Consider the following 17,147-nt stretch of genomic DNA (forward strand, 5'->3'; position numbering starts at 1 on the left):
GCGTTCGCCACCCCGACCCGCGGTGCGCGAGGCGATGATGGAGCCGTGACCACCTCGTCGGCCTTCTCCGACCGTGACTACCGCCGGCTCCCGACCACGGAGCCCGGCCTGGTCGAGCACGCGTGGGTCCTGCGCGACGCAGGTGCCGTGCGCGAGCTCCTGCTCCCGGACGGCCGCGGCCTGGTCCAGCTCGCGCTCGGGGAGCCCGGCCGGCTCACCGACGCGCTGACCGGGGCGCGGCGGGCGGAGGGCGACGACGTCCGCGGCCTGCTCACGCGGGCCGCGGTCCGTGAGCTCCCGGCGGGCGCCGTGCGCCTCGGCGTCCAGCTCCACCCCATGGCGGTCGGACGGCTGGACGTCGCGCCGCCCGCCGGCTCGGCGCTGCGAGCCGGCAGTGACCTCCTCGTCGACCGAGCGGTGCCGGTCCAGGACGTGCTGGGGAACGAGACGACCGACGCCGCTCGTGCGGCGCTCGCCGCCGGTGACGACGAGACGGCCGCCTGGCTCGTGGTCTCGGCGCTCGCCCGGCGCGTGGAGCAGCGCACCGGCCGGCGCCAGGACGAGCTCGACGAGCGCAGCGCGCAGGACCGGGCCACGTTCGCGGAGGTCGTCGCGCAGGTCGACGCCGAGCGCGGGCTCGTCGCGGCGAGCGACCTGGCCCGTACGCACGGCGTCACGGTGAGCGACCTGCACCGCTGGTCCGTGCGGTACCTGGGCGTGCCGCCGGCCACCTATCTCGCCGCGGTGCGCTTCACGGGGTTCGTGCGCGAGGCCGTGGGGCCCGGGCCGGTCGCGCCCGCGGACGTCGTCGCCGCGCTGCGCTGGTACGCGCAGTCGACGGTCGCGCCGCGCGAGGTCGAGCGGTTCACCGGCCTGACCCCGGTCGAGCTGCGCCGTGTCGAGGAACGCGTGGCCGAGCTCGTCGGGATCGCGTGACCAGGCTCGCGTCGCGCGCGTCGGGACACGCACGAGGCTGACGCCGCACGAGCGGAGCATCGCGCGCGGCTAGGGTTACCAGTCGTGAGCGAACGGATCAGGGTGGCCGTGCTGGGCGCGGCGGGACGCATGGGCTCGACGACGGTGCGCGCGGTCGAGGCCGCGCCGGACCTGGAGCTCGTCGCCGCGCTCGACGCGACCGACGACCTCGCGAAGGTCACGGCGGCGGGGGCGCAGGTCGCCGTCGACTTCACGGTGCCGTCCGTGACCGAGGGCAACGTGCACGCGCTCGTCGACGCGGGCGTCCACGCGGTGGTCGGCACGACCGGCTGGGACGACGCCTCGCGCGCACGCGTGCGCGACCACCTCGCCGACCGGCCCGGCGTCGGGGTGCTCATCGCGCCCAACTTCGCGCTCGGCGCGGTGCTGACGATGGCGTTCGCGGCGCGCGCCGCGCGGTGGTTCGAGTCCGTCGAGATCGTCGAGCTGCACCACCCGGACAAGGTCGACGCGCCGTCGGGCACGGCGATGCACACCGCGCACGCGGTGGCCCACGCGCGTCGTGCCGCGGGCGTCGCGCCGAGCCCGGACGCGACCGAGCAGTCGCTCGACGGTGCGCGCGGCGCGCTCGTCGACGACGTGCGCGTGCACGCCGTGCGCCTGCGTGGTCTCACGGCGCACGAGGAGGTGCTCCTCGGCAACCCGGGCGAGCAGCTCACGATCCGCCACGACTCGTTCGACCGCGTGAGCTTCATGCCCGGCGTCCTGCTCGCGGTGCGCCAGATGCCCTCCCGGCCCGGGCTCACCGTGGGCCTCGAGCACCTGCTCGACCTGGGCTGAGCGATGGCGCAGCGACGACCCCGCTCGACGGCGGTCGCGGTCGGGGCCGCGCTCGCCCTCACCGCGCTCCTCGTCCTCTACCTGCTGCTGGTCGCGACGCGCGCGACCGGCCTCATCCGCACGGGCGAGCCCATCGCGATCGCGCTCGGCGCGGCCCTGTGGATCCTGCCGGTCGTCGCGATCTGGTTCCTGGCACGCGAGTGGGCGCTCGCGATCGACGTGCAGCGCATGGCGGACACGCTCGCGGAGGCCGACGAGCTGCCCGTGGACGACCTGCCGCGCTCACCGGGCGGGCGGATCGACCGCGCCGCCGCGCGCGCCGCGTTCGACGACGTGCGCGCGCGCTGCGAGGCCGAGCCTGACGACTGGCGCTCGTGGTACCACCTCGCGTTCGCCTACGACGCGGCGGGGGACCGGCGCCGGGCCCGCGAGTCCTTGCGGCACGCGCGCACGCTCTACCGCGCCTGAGCGGCGGCCGAGCCGACCTCGGCCGGGCGGACCGGCCGACGCGCGGACCGTCAGATCGCCGCCCACCACCGGTGCTCGCGCACCGTGCGGGTCGTGCCGTCGGGCAGCGTGCCGGACGCGAGCTCGCGCACCGTGTCGTCGGGACCGAGACCGGCGCCCGAGAGGAACTGCGCGCGCGCGGCGTCGCCGTCGAGCACCCAGGTCTGGAGCTGGTCGGCCCCGTCCTCGCGGAGCAGGTCCACGCACGCCGCGAGCAGCCGCGAGCCGTGACCGGCCTGCTGGTGCGCGGGGTCGACCTCGAGCGCGAGCAGCAGGCCGCCGGGGGCGCCGGCCGGGTCGGTCGCCCGGACCGGGGCGATCGACGCGAAGCCCACGACCGTCGCACCCTCGCACGCGACGAGCACGCGGTGACCGGCCGGGGGAGTGCTCACCGCGGTCGCCCACTGGCTGCGCATCGCGTCGAGGTCGAGCACGTCGAGCGCGCCACCCAGCAGCTCACCGTGCGCGCGGCGCCACGCGTCGACCTGGATCGTGGCGATCGCGCGCTCGTCGCCCGGCACCGCGGGCCGGACCGAGACGTCGGAGGTCTCGCGGAACAGGCTCATGCCCCGATCGTCTCAGGCGCCGGGCGCGTCGGCTGCCGCGTCCGCCGTGACCGGCGCGACCCTCGGCCTCGGCGGGTGCTTGGTCGAGACCCGGTCGATCCACGCGAGCGCCATCGCCGAGAGGATGAACGCGATGTGGATGAGCGTCTGCCACAGCAGCGGCTCGGCGCCGTACGTCTCGATCGTGGACTCCGCCTCGATGAAGCTCGCCAGCAGGTGGATCGAGGAGATGCCGATGATCGACATCGCGAGCTTGGTCTTCAGCACGTTCGCGTTGACGTGCGAGAGCCACTCGGGCTGGTCGGGGTGGTCGTCGAGCCGGATCCGGGAGACGAACGTCTCGTAGCCGCCGATGATGACCATGATCAGCAGGTTGGCGATCATCACGACGTCGACGAGGCCGAGGACGGCGATGATCATGTCGCCGCTCGTGAACTGGTCGGCGGTCGGGTCCTCCGCGAGCTGCTCCGCGGTCGCGTGCACGTGCCCGGTGAACAGGCCCACGCCGAGGTGCCACAGCTCCTTCATGAACTGCCAGACGTAGAACGCCTGGGCCACGATCAGCCCCAGGTAGAGCGGCACCTGCAGCCAGCGCGACATGAAGATGAACGCGCCGATGGGCGCGCGCTCGGGCGGCGCGGGTGCCGGGCTCGTGCTCGGACCGGCCGGGTGCGAGCTGGTGGGGCTGGTGGTCAAGGTGGCCTCGGCCATCGGTCCTCCGGGTAGCGGGTGCCGCGCGGGCGGCCTCGTCGTCGGGCGAGGGTACAACGCGTGACCTACGCCCCTGGTGCCCGGCGCACGCGCGTGACCTGCGCCTCGTCTCAGGCCATGCCGAGAGCGCGCAGCAGCGCGGCCGTCAGCGCAGCGAGGACCACCACGACGACGAACGGGGCGCGCAGGGCGAGCGCGACCGCCGCGACGGCGAGCGCGGGCAGCCGGGCGTCGACGACGAGGTCGCCGCCCTGGGCGACCGCCTGCACGGCGACGAGCGCGGACAGCAGCGCGACGGTGACGAGCGAGGCGGTGCGCGCGACGCGGGGCTCGGCGAGCCAGTGCTCGGGCACGAGGTGCCCCACGAGCTTGATCGCGAACACGACGGCGGACGCGACGACCACGGCGACCCAGGTGGCGGTGGGGCTCACGGGCGGGCTCCTTCCTCGGGCTCGTCGTCCTGGCGGGTGGCGGGGTCCCGCGCGGCGCGGGGGTCGGGCTGGATGCCCGAGCCCGGCGGCTGGACGGGCGTCAGCATGCCGACGAGGATCGCGACCGCCGCCGCGAGCAGCACGGGCACGCCCGCGGGCAGGAACGGCGTGGTCGCGAGCGCCGCGACCACGGCCGCGGCCGCCACGAGCCGCGCGAGCCGTCCCTGCGCACCCGTCAGCCGCGGCCAGACGAGCGCGAGGAACGCCGCGGCGGCGGCCGCGTCGAGGCCGTACCGGCGCGGGTCACCCAGCGCGTCGCCCAGGAGCGCACCGCCGAGCGTGAAGAGGTTCCAGAGCGCGAACACGCCGGCGCCCGTCCACCAGAAGCCCGCACGAGCCGCCGGGCCGGGCGGGTGCGCGGTCCCGACCGCGGTGGACTCGTCGATCGTGAGCTGCGCCGCGAGCAGACGCCGTCCGCCGTGCGCGCCCAGGAGCGGGGCGACCTGCGGTCCGTAGAGGCCGTTGCGCACACCGAGCAGGCCCGCGGTCGCCACCGCGGCGGCCGGCGTGCCCGCCGAGCCCACGACGCCGATGAACGCGAACTGCGACCCGCCGGAGAACATGAGCAGCGACAACGCCATCGTCTGCCCGAGCGACAACCCGGCCGCCACCGAGAGCGCGCCGAACGAGACGCCGTACAGCCCCGTGGCCACGGCGACCGAGAGAGCCTGACGGACGGCTGCGCGCACCTCGTCGCGCTGGGGGTCCGGGCTGCTCACGCGGGTCACTGTCGCACATCGCGGGACCCGGTCGGACTTCGTCGGAGCCCGACCGTACGATGGCGCGCATGACGCTGCCGTCCGCCGACGCGACCGCCCTGTCGTCCTCCTCGTCGTCCCTCGGGCAGGCTCCCGGAGCCACCGGTGGCGCCGTCGTCCCGACCCCGTACGAGGACCTGCTGCGTCTCGTTCTGGAGACCGGGACGCCGAAGTCGGACCGCACGGGCACGGGGACCCGGTCGGTGTTCGGGCACCAGATGCGGTTCGACCTGTCGGCGGGCTTCCCGCTCGTGACGACGAAGCGCGTGCACCTCAAGTCGGTCGTGTACGAGCTGCTGTGGTTCCTGCGCGGCGACTCGAACGTGCGCTGGCTGCAGCAGCACGGCGTGAGGATCTGGGACGAGTGGGCCGACGAGGACGGCGAGCTCGGGCCTGTGTACGGCGTGCAGTGGCGGTCCTGGCCGACGCCCGACGGCGGTCACGTGGACCAGATCACGCAGCTCGTCGAGAACCTGCGCGCCGACCCGGACTCGCGCCGGCACATCGTCTCGGCCTGGAACGTCGCCGAGCTGCCGCAGATGGCGCTCCTGCCGTGCCACGCGTTGTTCCAGTTCTACGTCGCCGACGGTCGGCTCTCGTGCCAGCTCTACCAGCGCTCGGCGGACCTGTTCCTCGGCGTGCCGTTCAACATCGCCTCGTACGCGCTGCTCACCCACATGGTCGCGCAGCAGGCGGGGCTCGAGGTCGGCGACTTCGTGTGGACGGGGGGCGACTGCCACATCTACGACAACCACGTCGAGCAGGTGCGTGAGCAGCTCACGCGCGAGCCGTACCCGGCGCCGCAGCTGCGCCTGCGCCGGGCGGCGTCGATCCTCGACTACACGTACGAGGACGTCGAGGTCGTCGGGTACCAGCACCACCCGACGATCAAGGCCCCGATCGCCGTCTGACCCGGGGAGATGACCACGACACGAGAGCCGCACGTCGCGCTCGTCTGGGCGCAGAGCCCGGCGGGCGTGATCGGCGTCGACGGCGGGCTGCCGTGGCGCGTGCCCGAGGACCTCGCGCGCTTCAAGGAGCTCACGGGCGGGCATCCCGTCGTCATGGGCCGCGCGACGTGGGACTCGCTGCCACCGCGCTGGCGCCCGCTGCCCGGCCGCACGAACGTCGTGCTGTCCCGCGCGGCGGACCTCGCGCTCGACGGCGCGACGGTGTGCGCGGACCTCGACGGTGCGCTCGCGGTGGCCGCCGCCTCGGCCGGGGGCGAGCAGGTGTGGGTGGTCGGGGGAGGCGCGGTGTACGCGCTCGCGCTGGCCCGCGCCGACCGCGTGGAGCTCACGACCGTGGACGTCGAGGTCGAGGGCGACACGTACGCACCGCACCTGCCGCACGACGAGTGGCGTCGCGCGTCGGTGGACCCCGACGAGGGGTGGCACACCTCGTCGTCGGGCGTGCGCTACCGGTTCGAGTCCTACGTGCGCCGCTGACGCGCGGGCCGGGTCGCGAGCCCGGCGCGTGCCCGTGGGCTGGAATCAGCGCGGTCCGTGCGCCCGCGGAGCGGTACGGTGGGCGCCATGCCGCAGGTGACGTCGAGCACGCGACCGTTCGGGGCCTTGCTCTCCGCGATGGTCACCCCGTTCACCGCCGACGGCGACGTCGACCTGGACGCCGCGGTGCAGCTCGCCCGCCGGCTCGTCGACGCCGGGCACTCGGGGCTGGTCCTCAACGGCACGACCGGCGAGGCGCCCACGACGCACGCGCCCGAGAAGGCCGAGCTCATCGCCGCGGTGGTCGAGGCGGTGGGCGACCGGGCGTACGTCGTCGCCGGTGCCGGGTCGAACGACACGCTGCACGCGGTCCGGATGGCCGAGCAGGCCGCCGAGGCGGGCGCGCACGGGCTGCTCGTCGTCAGCCCGTACTACTCGCGCCCCTCGCAGCCCGGCGTCATCGCCCACGTGCGCGCGGTGCTCGACGCGGCCGACCTGCCCGCGATGCTCTACGACGTCCCGGGGCGCAGCGGCGTTCGCCTCGCCGACTCCACGATCGACACCCTCGCCGCCGACGAGCGCGTGGTCGCCTTCAAGGACGCCACCGGCGACACCGTGAACGCCGCACGCGCGATCGCCCGCACGGACCTGGCCTGGTACTCGGGCGACGACGGCCTGCTCGCGCAGTTCCTCGCCGTCGGCGCCGTGGGCATCGTCGGCGTCGTGACGCAGGCCGCGACCCGCATGTTCGTCGACGTGCTCGAGGCGTGGGACCGCGGTGACGTCACCGCGATGCAGCGGGCGTACGCCGCGACCCTGCCCGTGACCGACGCCGTCAACGGCGCCGGCTTCCAGGCCGTCCACGTCAAGGCGGCGCTCGAGGTGCTCGGGCTCATCCCGCGGCGCACCGTCCGCCTGCCGTACGTCCCCGCGTCCGACGAGGAGGTCGACGGCATCCGCACCGCGCTGCGCGCTGCGGGCCTGCTCGACGCCGCGCTCACCTGACGCCCACGCGACCCCCGGGGCCGCACGCACCACCGATACGTCATCACCCGGACCCGGTCCGGGACCGTCGCGGGTCCGCGCCGCACAAGCCCGGCCCGCCCGTTGCAGGGAGAGCCCTTGAGCCACCCCCACCCCGAGCTCGACACCCCGCCGCCGCTGGCCGAGGGCGCACTGCGCGTCGTCGCCCTGGGCGGTCTCGGCGAGGTCGGCCGCAACATGGCCGTGCTCGAGTTCGCCGGCCGTCTGCTCGTCGTCGACTGCGGTGTCCTGTTCCCCGAGGACCACCAGCCCGGCGTCGACCTGATCCTGCCGGACTTCGACTACATCCGGGACCGCCTCGGCGACATCGAGGCGATCGTGCTCACGCACGGCCACGAGGACCACATCGGAGCCGTGCCGTACCTGCTGCGGCTGCGCGAGGACATCCCGCTGGTCGGGTCCCAGCTCACGCTCGCGTTCGTCGAGGCGAAGCTCAAGGAGCACCGGATCACGCCGGTCACGCGGCCCGTGCGCGAGGGTCAGGTCGAGCGGTTCGGCCAGTTCGAGTGCGAGTTCGTCGCCGTCAACCACTCGATCCCGGACGCGCTCGCGGTCGCCGTGACGACGCCCGCGGGCACCGTGCTCCACACGGGCGACTTCAAGATGGACCAGCTCCCGCTCGACGGGCGCATCACGGACCTGCGTGCGTTCGCGCGCCTCGGCGAGAAGGGCGTCGACCTGTTCATGGTCGACTCGACCAACGCCGAGGTCCCCGGCTTCGTCGCGCCCGAGCGCGGCATCGGTCCCGTGCTCGACTCGGTCTTCGCGGACTCGGCGAAGCGCATCATCGTCGCGTCGTTCGCCTCGCACGTGCACCGCGTCCAGCAGGTGCTCGACGCCGCCGCGGCGCACGGCCGCCGCGTCGCGCTCGTCGGGCGCTCGATGGTCCGCAACATGGCGATCGCCGCCGACCTCGGGTACCTGAAGGTGCCCGACGGCGTGCTCGTCGACCTCAAGGCGGTCGGCGACCTGCCCGACGACGAGGTCGTGCTCATGTGCACCGGCTCGCAGGGCGAGCCGATGGCCGCGCTGTCCCGCATGGCGAACAACGACCACAAGGTCTCCGTCGGCGCGGGTGACACCGTGATCCTCGCGTCGTCGCTCATCCCCGGGAACGAGAACGCCGTGTACCGCGTGATCAACGGGCTCACGCGGCTCGGTGCGCGCGTCGTGCACTCGGGCAACGCGAAGGTGCACGTCTCGGGCCACGCGTCGGCCGGTGAGCTCCTGTACTGCTACAACATCCTGCGCCCGCGCAACGTGATGCCCGTGCACGGCGAGGTCCGTCACCTCGTGGCCAACGCCGCGCTCGCGGTGCAGACCGGTGTCCCGGCCGACCGCGTGGTGCTCGCCGAGGACGGCGTGGTCGTCGACCTCGTCGACGGGCGCGCGTCGGTCGTCGGCGCGGTGCCGTGCGGCTACGTCTACGTCGACGGCTCGAGCGTCGGTGGCATCACCGAGGCCGAGCTCAAGGACCGCCGGATCCTCGGTGACGAGGGCTTCGTGTCGATCTTCGCGGTCGTCTCCTCGGCCGACGGCAAGGTGCTCGCGGGACCGCAGATCCACGCGCGCGGCTTCGCCGAGCAGGACGAGGTCTTCGAGGACATCCTCCCCGAGGTCACGCGCGCGCTCGAGGAGGCCGTCGCGCAAGGTGCGACCGACACCCACCAGCTCCAGCAGGTCATCCGGCGCGTCGTCGGCCGGTGGGTCTCGAGCCGGCTGCGCCGCCGGCCGATGATCATCCCCGTGGTGGTCGAGGCCTGACGGAGAACATCTCGCGGTGGCGACGCGGCGTCGTGCGCAGGTGCTCGGCGAAGTGCGCGCGCAGCGTCGCCGCCGACCCGAGACCCGCGCGCCGCGCGACCTCGTCGATGCCCAGGTCGGTGGTCTCGAGCAGCGTGCGCGCCCGCGCGAGGCGCTGCTGCACGAGCCACTGACCGGGGCTGAGCCCGATGCGCTCGCGGAACCGGCGCGTGAACGTGCGTCGCGCGAGGTGGACCTGGGCCGCCCACGTGTCGAGGTCGAGCGGCTCGTCGAGGTGGTCGAGCGCCCAGTCGACCGCGCGGTCGACCGGGTCGGCGCCCGGGCGCCGGGACACCGGCGCGGGGATGAACTGCGCCTGCGCGCCGTCGCGGTGCGGTGCGAGCACGAGGGCGCGCGCGACGTCGTCGGCGACCGTGACGCCGCGGTCGGTGCGCACGACGTGCAGGCACGTGTCGAGCGCAGCGGCGACGCCCGCTGACGTCACGACGTCCCCGAGGTCCGACCACAGGATGTCGGAGCGGACCGTGACCGCGGGGTAGCGGCGGGCGAGGTCCCCTGCCGCGTGCCAGTGTGTCGCGAGCGTGCGCCCGTCGGCGACGCCGCTGGCCGCGACCACGTACGCGCCCAGGCACAGCCCGACGATCCGCGCCCCGCGCTCGTGCGCGCCACGCACGGCCGCGACGAGGGCGTGCGGCGGCTCGCGGCGCGTGTCCCAGCTCGGCAGGACCACGGTGTCCGCCTGGGCGAGGACGTCCAGGCCGTGCTCGACGACGACGTCGTAGCCCGCGGCGGTCGGCAACCGCCCGGCCTGCTCGGCGCACACGACGACCTCGTACCCGGTGTGTGGTGCGACGCCCCGGCCCGAGGCGAACACTGCACTCGGGACGGCGAGGTGGAACGGGCTGATCCCCGCGAACGCGACCACGGCGACACGGTGCACGAAGGCATCCGGGGCAGCGCCGTCCTCGACGGCGGTCGGCGACGAGGAGACGGACATGGCCCGATCCTAGCGATGTGCGGCTCACGGGCCACTGGTCGGTCGTCGACGACCAGCCCAGCATGGGGACATGACCGAGCTCACCAGCCCCGATGTCGTCTCGTCCCTCGCCGAGGGCGGCCCGACCCCAGGCCTCGACCCGACGCCCGACGTCGTCGCGACGTGGGTGGGCGGCCCGACCGTCCGACTCTCGTACGCGGGACTCACGTTCCTGACCGACCCGACGTTCGACCCGGCCCCGGCCGAGTACCCCGGCCCCGTCACGCTGCACAAGCTCGTGGGACCCGCGGTGGCGGTCGACGAGCTGGGCGCGCTCGACGTCGTGCTGCTGTCGCACGACCAGCACGCCGACAACCTCGACATGGCGGGCCGCGCGCTGCTCGCCGACGTCCCGGTGGTCCTGTCCACGCCCGACGCCGCCGCTCGCGTGCCCGGCGTGCGCGGCCTCGCGCCCTGGGAGCAGGTGGTGCTCGACGGCGACGTGCGGGTCACGGCGGTGCCGGCACGGCACGGCCCGCAGGGCGCCGAGCCCCTGAGTGGCGCCGTCACCGGCTTCGTGCTCGAGGCGCACGCCTGGCCGACCGTGTACGTCTCGGGCGACAACGCCTCGATCGACGTGGTCGACCAGGTCGCGCGCCGGTTCCCGCAGATCGGGCTCGCGGTGCTCTTCGTGGGCGGGGCGAACGTCGGGCGCTTCGGTGCCGAGCCGGTCACGCTCGACGCGCTGCGCGCGGCCGCCGTCGTCGAGCTGCTCGCGCCCGCGCGCGTCGTGCCCGTGCACCACACCGACTGGTCGCACTTCGTCGAGCCGCTCTCGACCCTCGTCGAACGGCTCGAGCGCGGCGCCCGGTCCGACCGGCTCGTCGTGCTCGAGCGCGGGCGGCCCACCGCCGTGTGACCGCTACGAGCGCAGCTCGAGCTCCGTCGCGGCCTCGGCGAGCGTGGCCCCTGGGCGAGCGGTGGCCGACCGCCGCGAGGCCGCGGCGGAGCCCGCGAGGATGAGCGCCGCGGCGGCGACCACGGCCAGCGTGAGCGGCTCGTCGAGGATCACCGCACCGAGCGCGACCGCGACCACCGGGTTGAGGTAGGCGACGAGCGTCGAGCGTGCACCGCCCACCTCCTCGATGAGCCGGAAGAACAGCACGAAGGCCAGCGCGGTGCACACGACGCCCAGGACGACGAGCGCGACGACGGCGTCCGTCCCGGGCCGTGCGTGCGGCGCCTCGAGCAGCACGACCGGCAGGTACACGAGCGCGGCGAGCGTCAGGCAGACCGTGGTCAGCGGGATCGCGGGGACGCCGCGCAGGTGGCGCTCGGCGACGATCGGCGCGATCGCGTACCCCAGGGCCGCGACGAGCACCTGCACGACGGCCCACGGGTCGCCTCCGGCGGCGGCCCCCGGTCCGAGCAGGAGCGCGACGCCGCCGAGCGCGACGACCAGCCCGACCCACCGCACGAGCGCGACGGCCTGGTGGTCGACGAACCGGCCGATCACGACCGCCGCGATCGGGACGGTCGCCACGAGCAGGCCCGTCGTCGAGCTCGAGAGCGTGCGCTCGGCGTTCGACAGCAGGATCCACGGGATGACCAGCTCGAGCACCGCGAACGCGACGACCGCGCGCCAGTGCCCGCGCAGCGGGCGCAGGCCCCCGCCGCGCAGCGCGAACGGCAGGAGCAGGAGCGCGCCGATCGCGGTACGCGCGAGCACGACCGTGGCCGGGGTCACCTCCTCGACCGCGACCTTGATGAGCAGGTAGGGCACGCCCCAGATCACGCCCATCGCCAGCAGCAGCGCCCAGCCGCGGCGCGTCACGGGAGCAGTCCACGCGTGTCTGTGTGCACGGGCGTCACGCTAGGGGCACCCACCGACACGGTCACGAGGATTCCCGCGCACAGGCGGCGCACGGGCGACACGGACCCGGACAGCGCCGTTCCAGCGGGTCGCGACGCTAGGTTGAGGACCATGGCGACCCGTACGACTCCCCGGTCGCGCTCCGGCGCGCCCGCAGCACGGTCCGCCGGCACGTCGTCCTCCGGGAAGCCCGCACGCACGCGGCAGCCGAGCGCGCGTCCGGCGGGCCGCTCCGCGCCGCCCCCGCCCCGTCGACCCGCGCTCCCGGTGCGCATCGTCAAGGGCGTGTGGATGGGCAGCGCGCACCTGGTCGGCGGCGCGGCGCGTCGCGTCGGCCGCGACGCGCGCGACCTCGACCCGTCGCACCGCCGGGACGGCCTGGCGTTCACCCTGCTCGGGATCGCGGTGGTCGTCGCCGCGCGGGAGTGGTGGTCGCTGTCCGGGACCGCGGGCGGCGTGGTGCACAACATCGTCGCGGGCACGTTCGGCGTCGTGGGCGTCGTCGTCCCGGTCCTGCTGCTGGCGACGTCCGTGCGGCTCATGCGGCACCCGGACCGCGGTCAGGCGAACGGGCGCATCGGCATCGGCCTCGGTGCGATCCTGCTGGCGGTGTGCGGGCTCGTCCACGTCTTCGCGGGGACCCCCGGCACCGACGACATGGACGCCGTGCGCGGCGCGGGCGGCATGCTCGGGCTCATCGTCGGCACGCCCCTGGCGACCCTCCTGACGGTCCCGGTCGCGGCCGTCCTGCTCTTCCTCCTGGCGTTCTTCGGCGTGCTCGTCGTGACCGCGACGCCCGTGCACCAGATCGTGCCGCGCCTGCGCGCGCTGTACCGCCGCCTCACCGGGCAGCACGACGAGGCCGAGGGCGCCGAGGACGACGAGCCCCTGATCATCAACGCGGGCCACACCGCGGTCGACGAGCCCGAGCCGCGGCCCAAGCGCCTCGGCCGGCTGCGTCGTCGTCGTGCGGAACGGGCCGCCGCCCTGGACGAGGCCGCGCTCGAGGCCTACGAGGCCGACGAGGCATTCGTGCGCGCCGCGGTCGTCGTGCCCGGCAGCGAGGTCGACGGTGACCACGACGACGCCACAGCGCACCTCGACCCGGCGCGCGACCCGGCACCGGCCACCGAGCCGACCACGGTCGTCGCCGAGGCGACGTCGACCACGGCCGCGCCGACCAAGCCCGCTCTGACGCCGCCCGTGACGACGGGTGTGCCGCGCGGTGAGCAGCCGATGCTCGACGGCGAGGTCCTGTACACGCTGCCGTCGGAGGACTCGCTCGTGAAGGGCGCGCCGCACAAGGTGCGCTCGGCCGCCAACGACCGCGTCGTCGAGTCGCTCACGAGCGTCCTCGAGCAGTTCGAGATCGACGCCAAGGTCACGGGGTTCACGCGCGGCCCGACCGTGACGCGCTACGAGGTCGAGCTCGGCCCGGCGGTCAAGGTCGAGCGTGTGACCGCGCTGTCGAAGAACATCGCGTACGCGGTGGCCTCGGCGGACGTGCGGATCCTGTCGCCCATCCCCGGCAAGTCGGCGATCGGCATCGAGATCCCCAACACGGACCGCGAGACGGTCGCCCTGGGCGACGTGCTGCGCTCGGCCGCGGCCAAGCGGTCCGACCACCCGATGGTCATCGGCGTCGGCAAGGACGTCGAGGGCGGGTACGTGACCGCGAACCTCGCGAAGATGCCGCACCTGCTCGTCGCGGGCGCCACCGGCGCCGGCAAGTCGAGCTTCGTGAACTCCATGATCGTCTCGATCCTCATGCGCGCGACGCCCGACGAGGTGCGCATGGTGCTCGTCGACCCGAAGCGCGTCGAGCTCACGATCTACGAGGGCATCCCGCACCTCATCACCCCGATCATCACCAACCCGAAGAAGGCCGCCGAGGCCCTCGAGTGGGTGGTGCGGGAGATGGAGGCGCGGTACGACGACCTCGCGATGTTCGGGTTCAAGCACATCGACGACTTCAACGCCGCGGTGCGCGCGGGGAAGGTCAAGCCGCTGCCGGGTTCCGAGCGCAAGATCGCGACGTACCCGTACCTGCTGGTCATCGTCGACGAGCTGGCGGACCTCATGATGGTCGCGCCGCGCGACGTCGAGGCCTCGATCCAGCGCATCACGCAGCTCGCGCGGGCTGCCGGCATCCACCTCGTGCTCGCCACGCAGCGCCCGTCGGTCGACGTCGTGACGGGTCTCATCAAGGCCAACGTGCCGTCGCGGCTGGCGTTCGCGACGTCCTCGCTGACCGACTCGCGCGTCGTGCTCGACCAGCCTGGTGCCGAGAAGCTCATCGGCCAGGGTGACGCGCTGTTCCTCCCGATGGGCGCGGCCAAGCCCATGCGCACCCAGGGCGCGTGGGTCGCGGAGTCCGAGATCCACGCGGTCGTCTCGCACGTCAAGACGCAGCTCAAGCCGACCTACCGGCAGGACATCACCGCCGCGGCGCCCAAGAAGCAGGTCGACGAGGACATCGGTGACGACCTCGACCTGCTGCTCCAGGCCGCCGAGCTGGTCGTGACGACGCAGTTCGGCTCGACGTCGATGCTGCAGCGCAAGCTGCGGGTCGGCTTCGCCAAGGCGGGTCGCCTCATGGACCTGCTCGAGTCGCGCGAGATCGTCGGCCCTTCCGAGGGCTCGAAGGCCCGTGAGGTCCTCGTGCAGCCCGACGACCTGCCGGCCACGCTGGCCATGCTCCGGGGTGCGCCCGAGGCGCTGCCCGGCGACGAGCCGATCCCCGTCGCGACCGACTACCACGACGACCTCGAGGACGAGGGCCAGGACTGGCCCGGCGGCGGTCGGTGAACGCCGGGCTCGCGCCGGACGACGCGTCGCTCGCGTCGTTGGTCGCCGGGACGCAGGACAGCGTGGGCGTGGGCCTGCTCGTGATCGCGGCGATCGCCGTCGTCGCACTCGTGTGGGTGCTCGTGCTCCTCGCGCGGCAGCGCCGCGAGGTGCACCGCGCCAACGGTCTGCTCGACCTGTCACGCGAGCTGCGGCACCGCTACGACGCGCTGCAGGCCGTCACCAAGGAGGGCGTGCTCGTCGTGTCGCTGTCCGGCACGGTCCTGGACATCTCCGAGCGCGCGGCCGCGATCCTGGGCGTCGACAGCGACGCCGCGGTGGGCCGCCACCTGACCGACCTGCCCGTCGTGCTCGTCAACGAGCAGGGCCTGTCGATGAACCCCGCGGCGGTCCTCGGGTACCGCACGGGTCGCGCCGGCTACACGGTCGACTCGCAGCTCGTCGGGGTCGCGGTGCCGGGGCCGAGCGGGACGCAGGCCCGCATGGTGCAGGTCGCGAGCCAGCTCGTGGCCGCGGCCGACGGCGACGCGCCCGCGGTCCTGACGACGCTCGTCGACGTCACGGGCTCCCGGCAGGTCGAGGCGGCGCTGTCCCGGTCGGAGACCCAGTTCCGCGTCGCGATGGAGAACGCGCCGATCGGCATGGCGCTCGTCGACCTCGACTGGCACATCGTCGAGGCCAACTCGGCGCTCGCCGAGCTGCTCGGCACCACGGTCGAGGCGCTGCGCGGCTACCCGATGGAGGCGCTCGGCACGCCGGACTCGCGCGCGAGCGAGCGGCTCGAGGTGGACCGGCTGCTCGGCGGAGGCCAGCACCGGTTCTCGATCGAGAAGCGCTACCAGCGGGCCGACGACCACCAGGTGTGGGTCGTGCTCGACGCGGCCCTGGTGCGCAGCCCCACCGGCGAGCCCGACCACTTCGTCGTGCAGGTGCGTGACTCGACCGAGTCCCGGCTGCAGGCCGAGATGCTCACGCACCGTGCGATGCACGACCCGCTGACCGGCCTGGCGAACCGCACGCTCCTGCAGGAGGTGCTGCAGTCCGTCCTCGAGCAGCCCGGGGTCGTCGACCGGGTCGCGGTGCTCGCGTGCGACCTCGACGGCTTCAAGGAGATCAACGACCGGTACGGGCACGCGGCGGGCGACGAGGTGCTCGTGCACGTCGCGGGCGTGCTGCGGGCCGCGACCGCACGACGCGGCACGGTCGCGCGCCTGGGCGGCGACGAGTTCGTCGTCGTGGTGCAGGACATCGACGGGCCGCGCGCGGTGTTCGAGGTCGCGGGCGCGATCCACGCGGGGCTCGCCGAGCCGGTACGCGTGGCCCGGCGACGACTGCCCGTCGCCGCGAGCATCGGGATCGCGCTGGCCGACCCGGACACCGTGCAGGGCGGCGCGCCGGGCCTGCTCGCCGCAGCCGACTCGGCGCTCTACAAGGCCAAGGCGGCAGGTCGCGGACGCACGGAGGTGTACGACCACTCGATGACGCGCTCGTCGAGCGCGGACCTGCTGCGCGAGCTCACGGACGCGCTCGACGCCGACGAGCTCGTCGTGCACTACCAGCCGATCGTCGACCTGGCCGACGGCCGGGTCGTCGGCTACGAGGCGCTCGTGCGCTGGCAGCACCCGTACCGCGGGCTCCTGCTGCCCGCCGCGTTCCTCCCGCTCGCCCAGGAGGCGGGCCTCGCCGTGCCGCTGGGGCAGTTCGTCGCGACCAAGGTCGCCGAGTTCGTCGCGTCGTCGCCCGACCGCACCACGTGGGTCTCGGTCAACGTCTCGGCCGACCAGCTCGGCGACGGGGAGTTCGCGACGACGCTGCTCGCGGAGATCTCGCGACACAGGCTCATGGCGGGCCGGATCGTCGTCGAGCTCACCGAGTCCTCGCTGGTCGCGTCCGGGACGCGGATCCGGCACGAGCTGACGCAGCTGTCCGCGGCGGGCGTCCCGATCCTGCTCGACGACTTCGGCACGGGGGTCTCGCCGCTGTCCTACCTGCGCGACCTGCCGGTCGCGGGCGTCAAGCTCGACATGTCCTTCACGTCCGGCATCCCCGACGACCCCACGGCGGGCAAGGTGGTGCGGGCTCTCGGCGCGCTCGCGCGCGAGCTCGCGATGGTGACGATCGCCGAGGGCATCGAGCACGCCGAGCAGGCCGAGTACCTGCACCGCAACGGCTGGCGGTACGGGCAGGGGTGGTTGTACGGGGGAGCGCAGCCCGCGCCGGCCGAGCAGTTCGCGCCGCCGAGCCCGGTCGCGCCCCCGCTCGTGCGCGACGCGACCCGATCGGCACCCGTGCCGGCCGACCTCGTCCCGCCGACCGGTCCGACGCTGCCGGGGATGTCGTCGGGCCCCGCTCCCACGCCGCCCGGTGGTCGCCCACCGACGAGCGGCCCGGCAGGCCCGCTGCCGCGACTGCCGCACTGACCTCA

Annotated in this window: 16 protein-coding genes; 10 read left to right on the forward strand and 6 right to left on the reverse strand. The window is 74.4% G+C overall.

Going from position 1 to position 17,147, the window contains the following annotated elements:
- Window positions 1–45 precede the first annotated feature (45 nt).
- From CPE01_RS12735 to CPE01_RS12745, 3 genes are all read left to right on the forward strand, one after another.
- Window positions 46–936, forward strand: a complete 891-nt coding sequence (locus tag CPE01_RS12735; protein WP_146807200.1) for a hypothetical protein — start codon at window positions 46–48, stop codon at window positions 934–936.
- A gap of 84 nt (window positions 937–1,020) precedes the next feature.
- The gene (gene dapB, locus CPE01_RS12740; RefSeq protein WP_146807201.1) at window positions 1,021–1,776 is read left to right on the forward strand and encodes a 4-hydroxy-tetrahydrodipicolinate reductase; all 756 of its coding nucleotides are present in this window, start codon (window positions 1,021–1,023) and stop codon (window positions 1,774–1,776) included.
- A 3-nt stretch (window positions 1,777–1,779) separates the two neighbouring features.
- Window positions 1,780–2,244, forward strand: a complete 465-nt coding sequence (locus CPE01_RS12745) for a hypothetical protein (protein WP_146807202.1) — start codon at window positions 1,780–1,782, stop codon at window positions 2,242–2,244.
- Window positions 2,245–2,294: 50 nt separating this feature from the next.
- Here CPE01_RS12745 and CPE01_RS12750 read toward each other — a convergent pair whose 3' ends face one another.
- From CPE01_RS12750 to CPE01_RS12765, 4 genes are all read right to left on the reverse strand, one after another.
- On the reverse strand, window positions 2,295–2,849 hold the full coding sequence (locus tag CPE01_RS12750; RefSeq protein WP_146807203.1) for a GNAT family N-acetyltransferase: 555 nt from the start codon (window positions 2,847–2,849) through the stop codon (window positions 2,295–2,297).
- A 12-nt stretch (window positions 2,850–2,861) separates the two neighbouring features.
- A complete protein-coding gene (locus CPE01_RS12755; RefSeq protein ID WP_146807204.1) occupies window positions 2,862–3,560 on the reverse strand; it encodes a TIGR00645 family protein in 699 nt (232 codons plus the stop codon).
- 110 nt (window positions 3,561–3,670) lie between these two features.
- Complete coding sequence (locus CPE01_RS12760) at window positions 3,671–3,991, reverse strand: AzlD domain-containing protein (RefSeq protein ID WP_146807205.1); 321 nt, start codon at window positions 3,989–3,991, stop codon at window positions 3,671–3,673.
- Window positions 3,988–4,770 (reverse strand): AzlC family ABC transporter permease, encoded by a 783-nt coding sequence (locus CPE01_RS12765; RefSeq protein ID WP_146807206.1) that lies wholly within the window; start codon window positions 4,768–4,770, stop codon window positions 3,988–3,990. Before CPE01_RS12765 ends, CPE01_RS12760 begins: the two co-directional genes overlap by 4 nt.
- Window positions 4,771–4,844: 74 nt before the next feature.
- On the opposite strand from CPE01_RS12765, the gene CPE01_RS12770 reads away from it, so the two are divergent.
- From CPE01_RS12770 to CPE01_RS12785, 4 genes are all read left to right on the forward strand, one after another.
- Window positions 4,845–5,720: a thymidylate synthase gene (locus CPE01_RS12770; RefSeq protein WP_443092632.1), complete on the forward strand. Its 876-nt coding sequence runs from the start codon at window positions 4,845–4,847 to the stop codon at window positions 5,718–5,720.
- Window positions 5,721–5,729: 9 nt separating this feature from the next.
- Window positions 5,730–6,257: a dihydrofolate reductase gene (locus CPE01_RS12775; RefSeq protein ID WP_146807207.1), complete on the forward strand. Its 528-nt coding sequence runs from the start codon at window positions 5,730–5,732 to the stop codon at window positions 6,255–6,257.
- A gap of 87 nt (window positions 6,258–6,344) precedes the next feature.
- The gene (gene dapA / locus CPE01_RS12780; RefSeq protein ID WP_146807208.1) at window positions 6,345–7,262 is read left to right on the forward strand and encodes a 4-hydroxy-tetrahydrodipicolinate synthase; all 918 of its coding nucleotides are present in this window, start codon (window positions 6,345–6,347) and stop codon (window positions 7,260–7,262) included.
- 117 nt (window positions 7,263–7,379) lie between these two features.
- Window positions 7,380–9,065, forward strand: a complete 1,686-nt coding sequence (locus CPE01_RS12785) for a ribonuclease J (protein WP_146807209.1) — start codon at window positions 7,380–7,382, stop codon at window positions 9,063–9,065.
- On the opposite strand, the gene CPE01_RS12790 is transcribed toward CPE01_RS12785, so the two are convergent.
- On the reverse strand, window positions 9,040–10,062 hold the full coding sequence (locus CPE01_RS12790) for a GlxA family transcriptional regulator (RefSeq protein WP_146807210.1): 1,023 nt from the start codon (window positions 10,060–10,062) through the stop codon (window positions 9,040–9,042). The genes CPE01_RS12785 and CPE01_RS12790 overlap by 26 nt on opposite strands.
- Window positions 10,063–10,132: 70 nt before the next feature.
- Between CPE01_RS12790 and CPE01_RS12795 the strand changes: the two genes are divergently transcribed.
- On the forward strand, window positions 10,133–10,960 hold the full coding sequence (locus CPE01_RS12795; RefSeq protein WP_146807211.1) for an MBL fold metallo-hydrolase: 828 nt from the start codon (window positions 10,133–10,135) through the stop codon (window positions 10,958–10,960).
- Window positions 10,961–10,963: 3 nt separating this feature from the next.
- Here the strand turns inward: CPE01_RS12795 and CPE01_RS12800 are convergent, their stop codons facing one another.
- The gene (locus CPE01_RS12800) at window positions 10,964–11,875 is read right to left on the reverse strand and encodes a DMT family transporter (protein WP_146807212.1); all 912 of its coding nucleotides are present in this window, start codon (window positions 11,873–11,875) and stop codon (window positions 10,964–10,966) included.
- A 150-nt stretch (window positions 11,876–12,025) separates the two neighbouring features.
- On the opposite strand from CPE01_RS12800, the gene CPE01_RS12805 reads away from it, so the two are divergent.
- The gene (locus CPE01_RS12805) at window positions 12,026–14,722 is read left to right on the forward strand and encodes an FtsK/SpoIIIE family DNA translocase (RefSeq protein WP_146807213.1); all 2,697 of its coding nucleotides are present in this window, start codon (window positions 12,026–12,028) and stop codon (window positions 14,720–14,722) included.
- Window positions 14,719–17,142 (forward strand): putative bifunctional diguanylate cyclase/phosphodiesterase, encoded by a 2,424-nt coding sequence (locus tag CPE01_RS12810; protein ID WP_246783933.1) that lies wholly within the window; start codon window positions 14,719–14,721, stop codon window positions 17,140–17,142. Before CPE01_RS12805 ends, CPE01_RS12810 begins: the two co-directional genes overlap by 4 nt.
- Window positions 17,143–17,147: the final 5 nt, after the last annotated feature.

The sequence above is a fragment of the Cellulomonas persica genome (assembly GCF_007989825.1).
GTDB lineage: Bacteria > Actinomycetota > Actinomycetes > Actinomycetales > Cellulomonadaceae > Cellulomonas > Cellulomonas persica.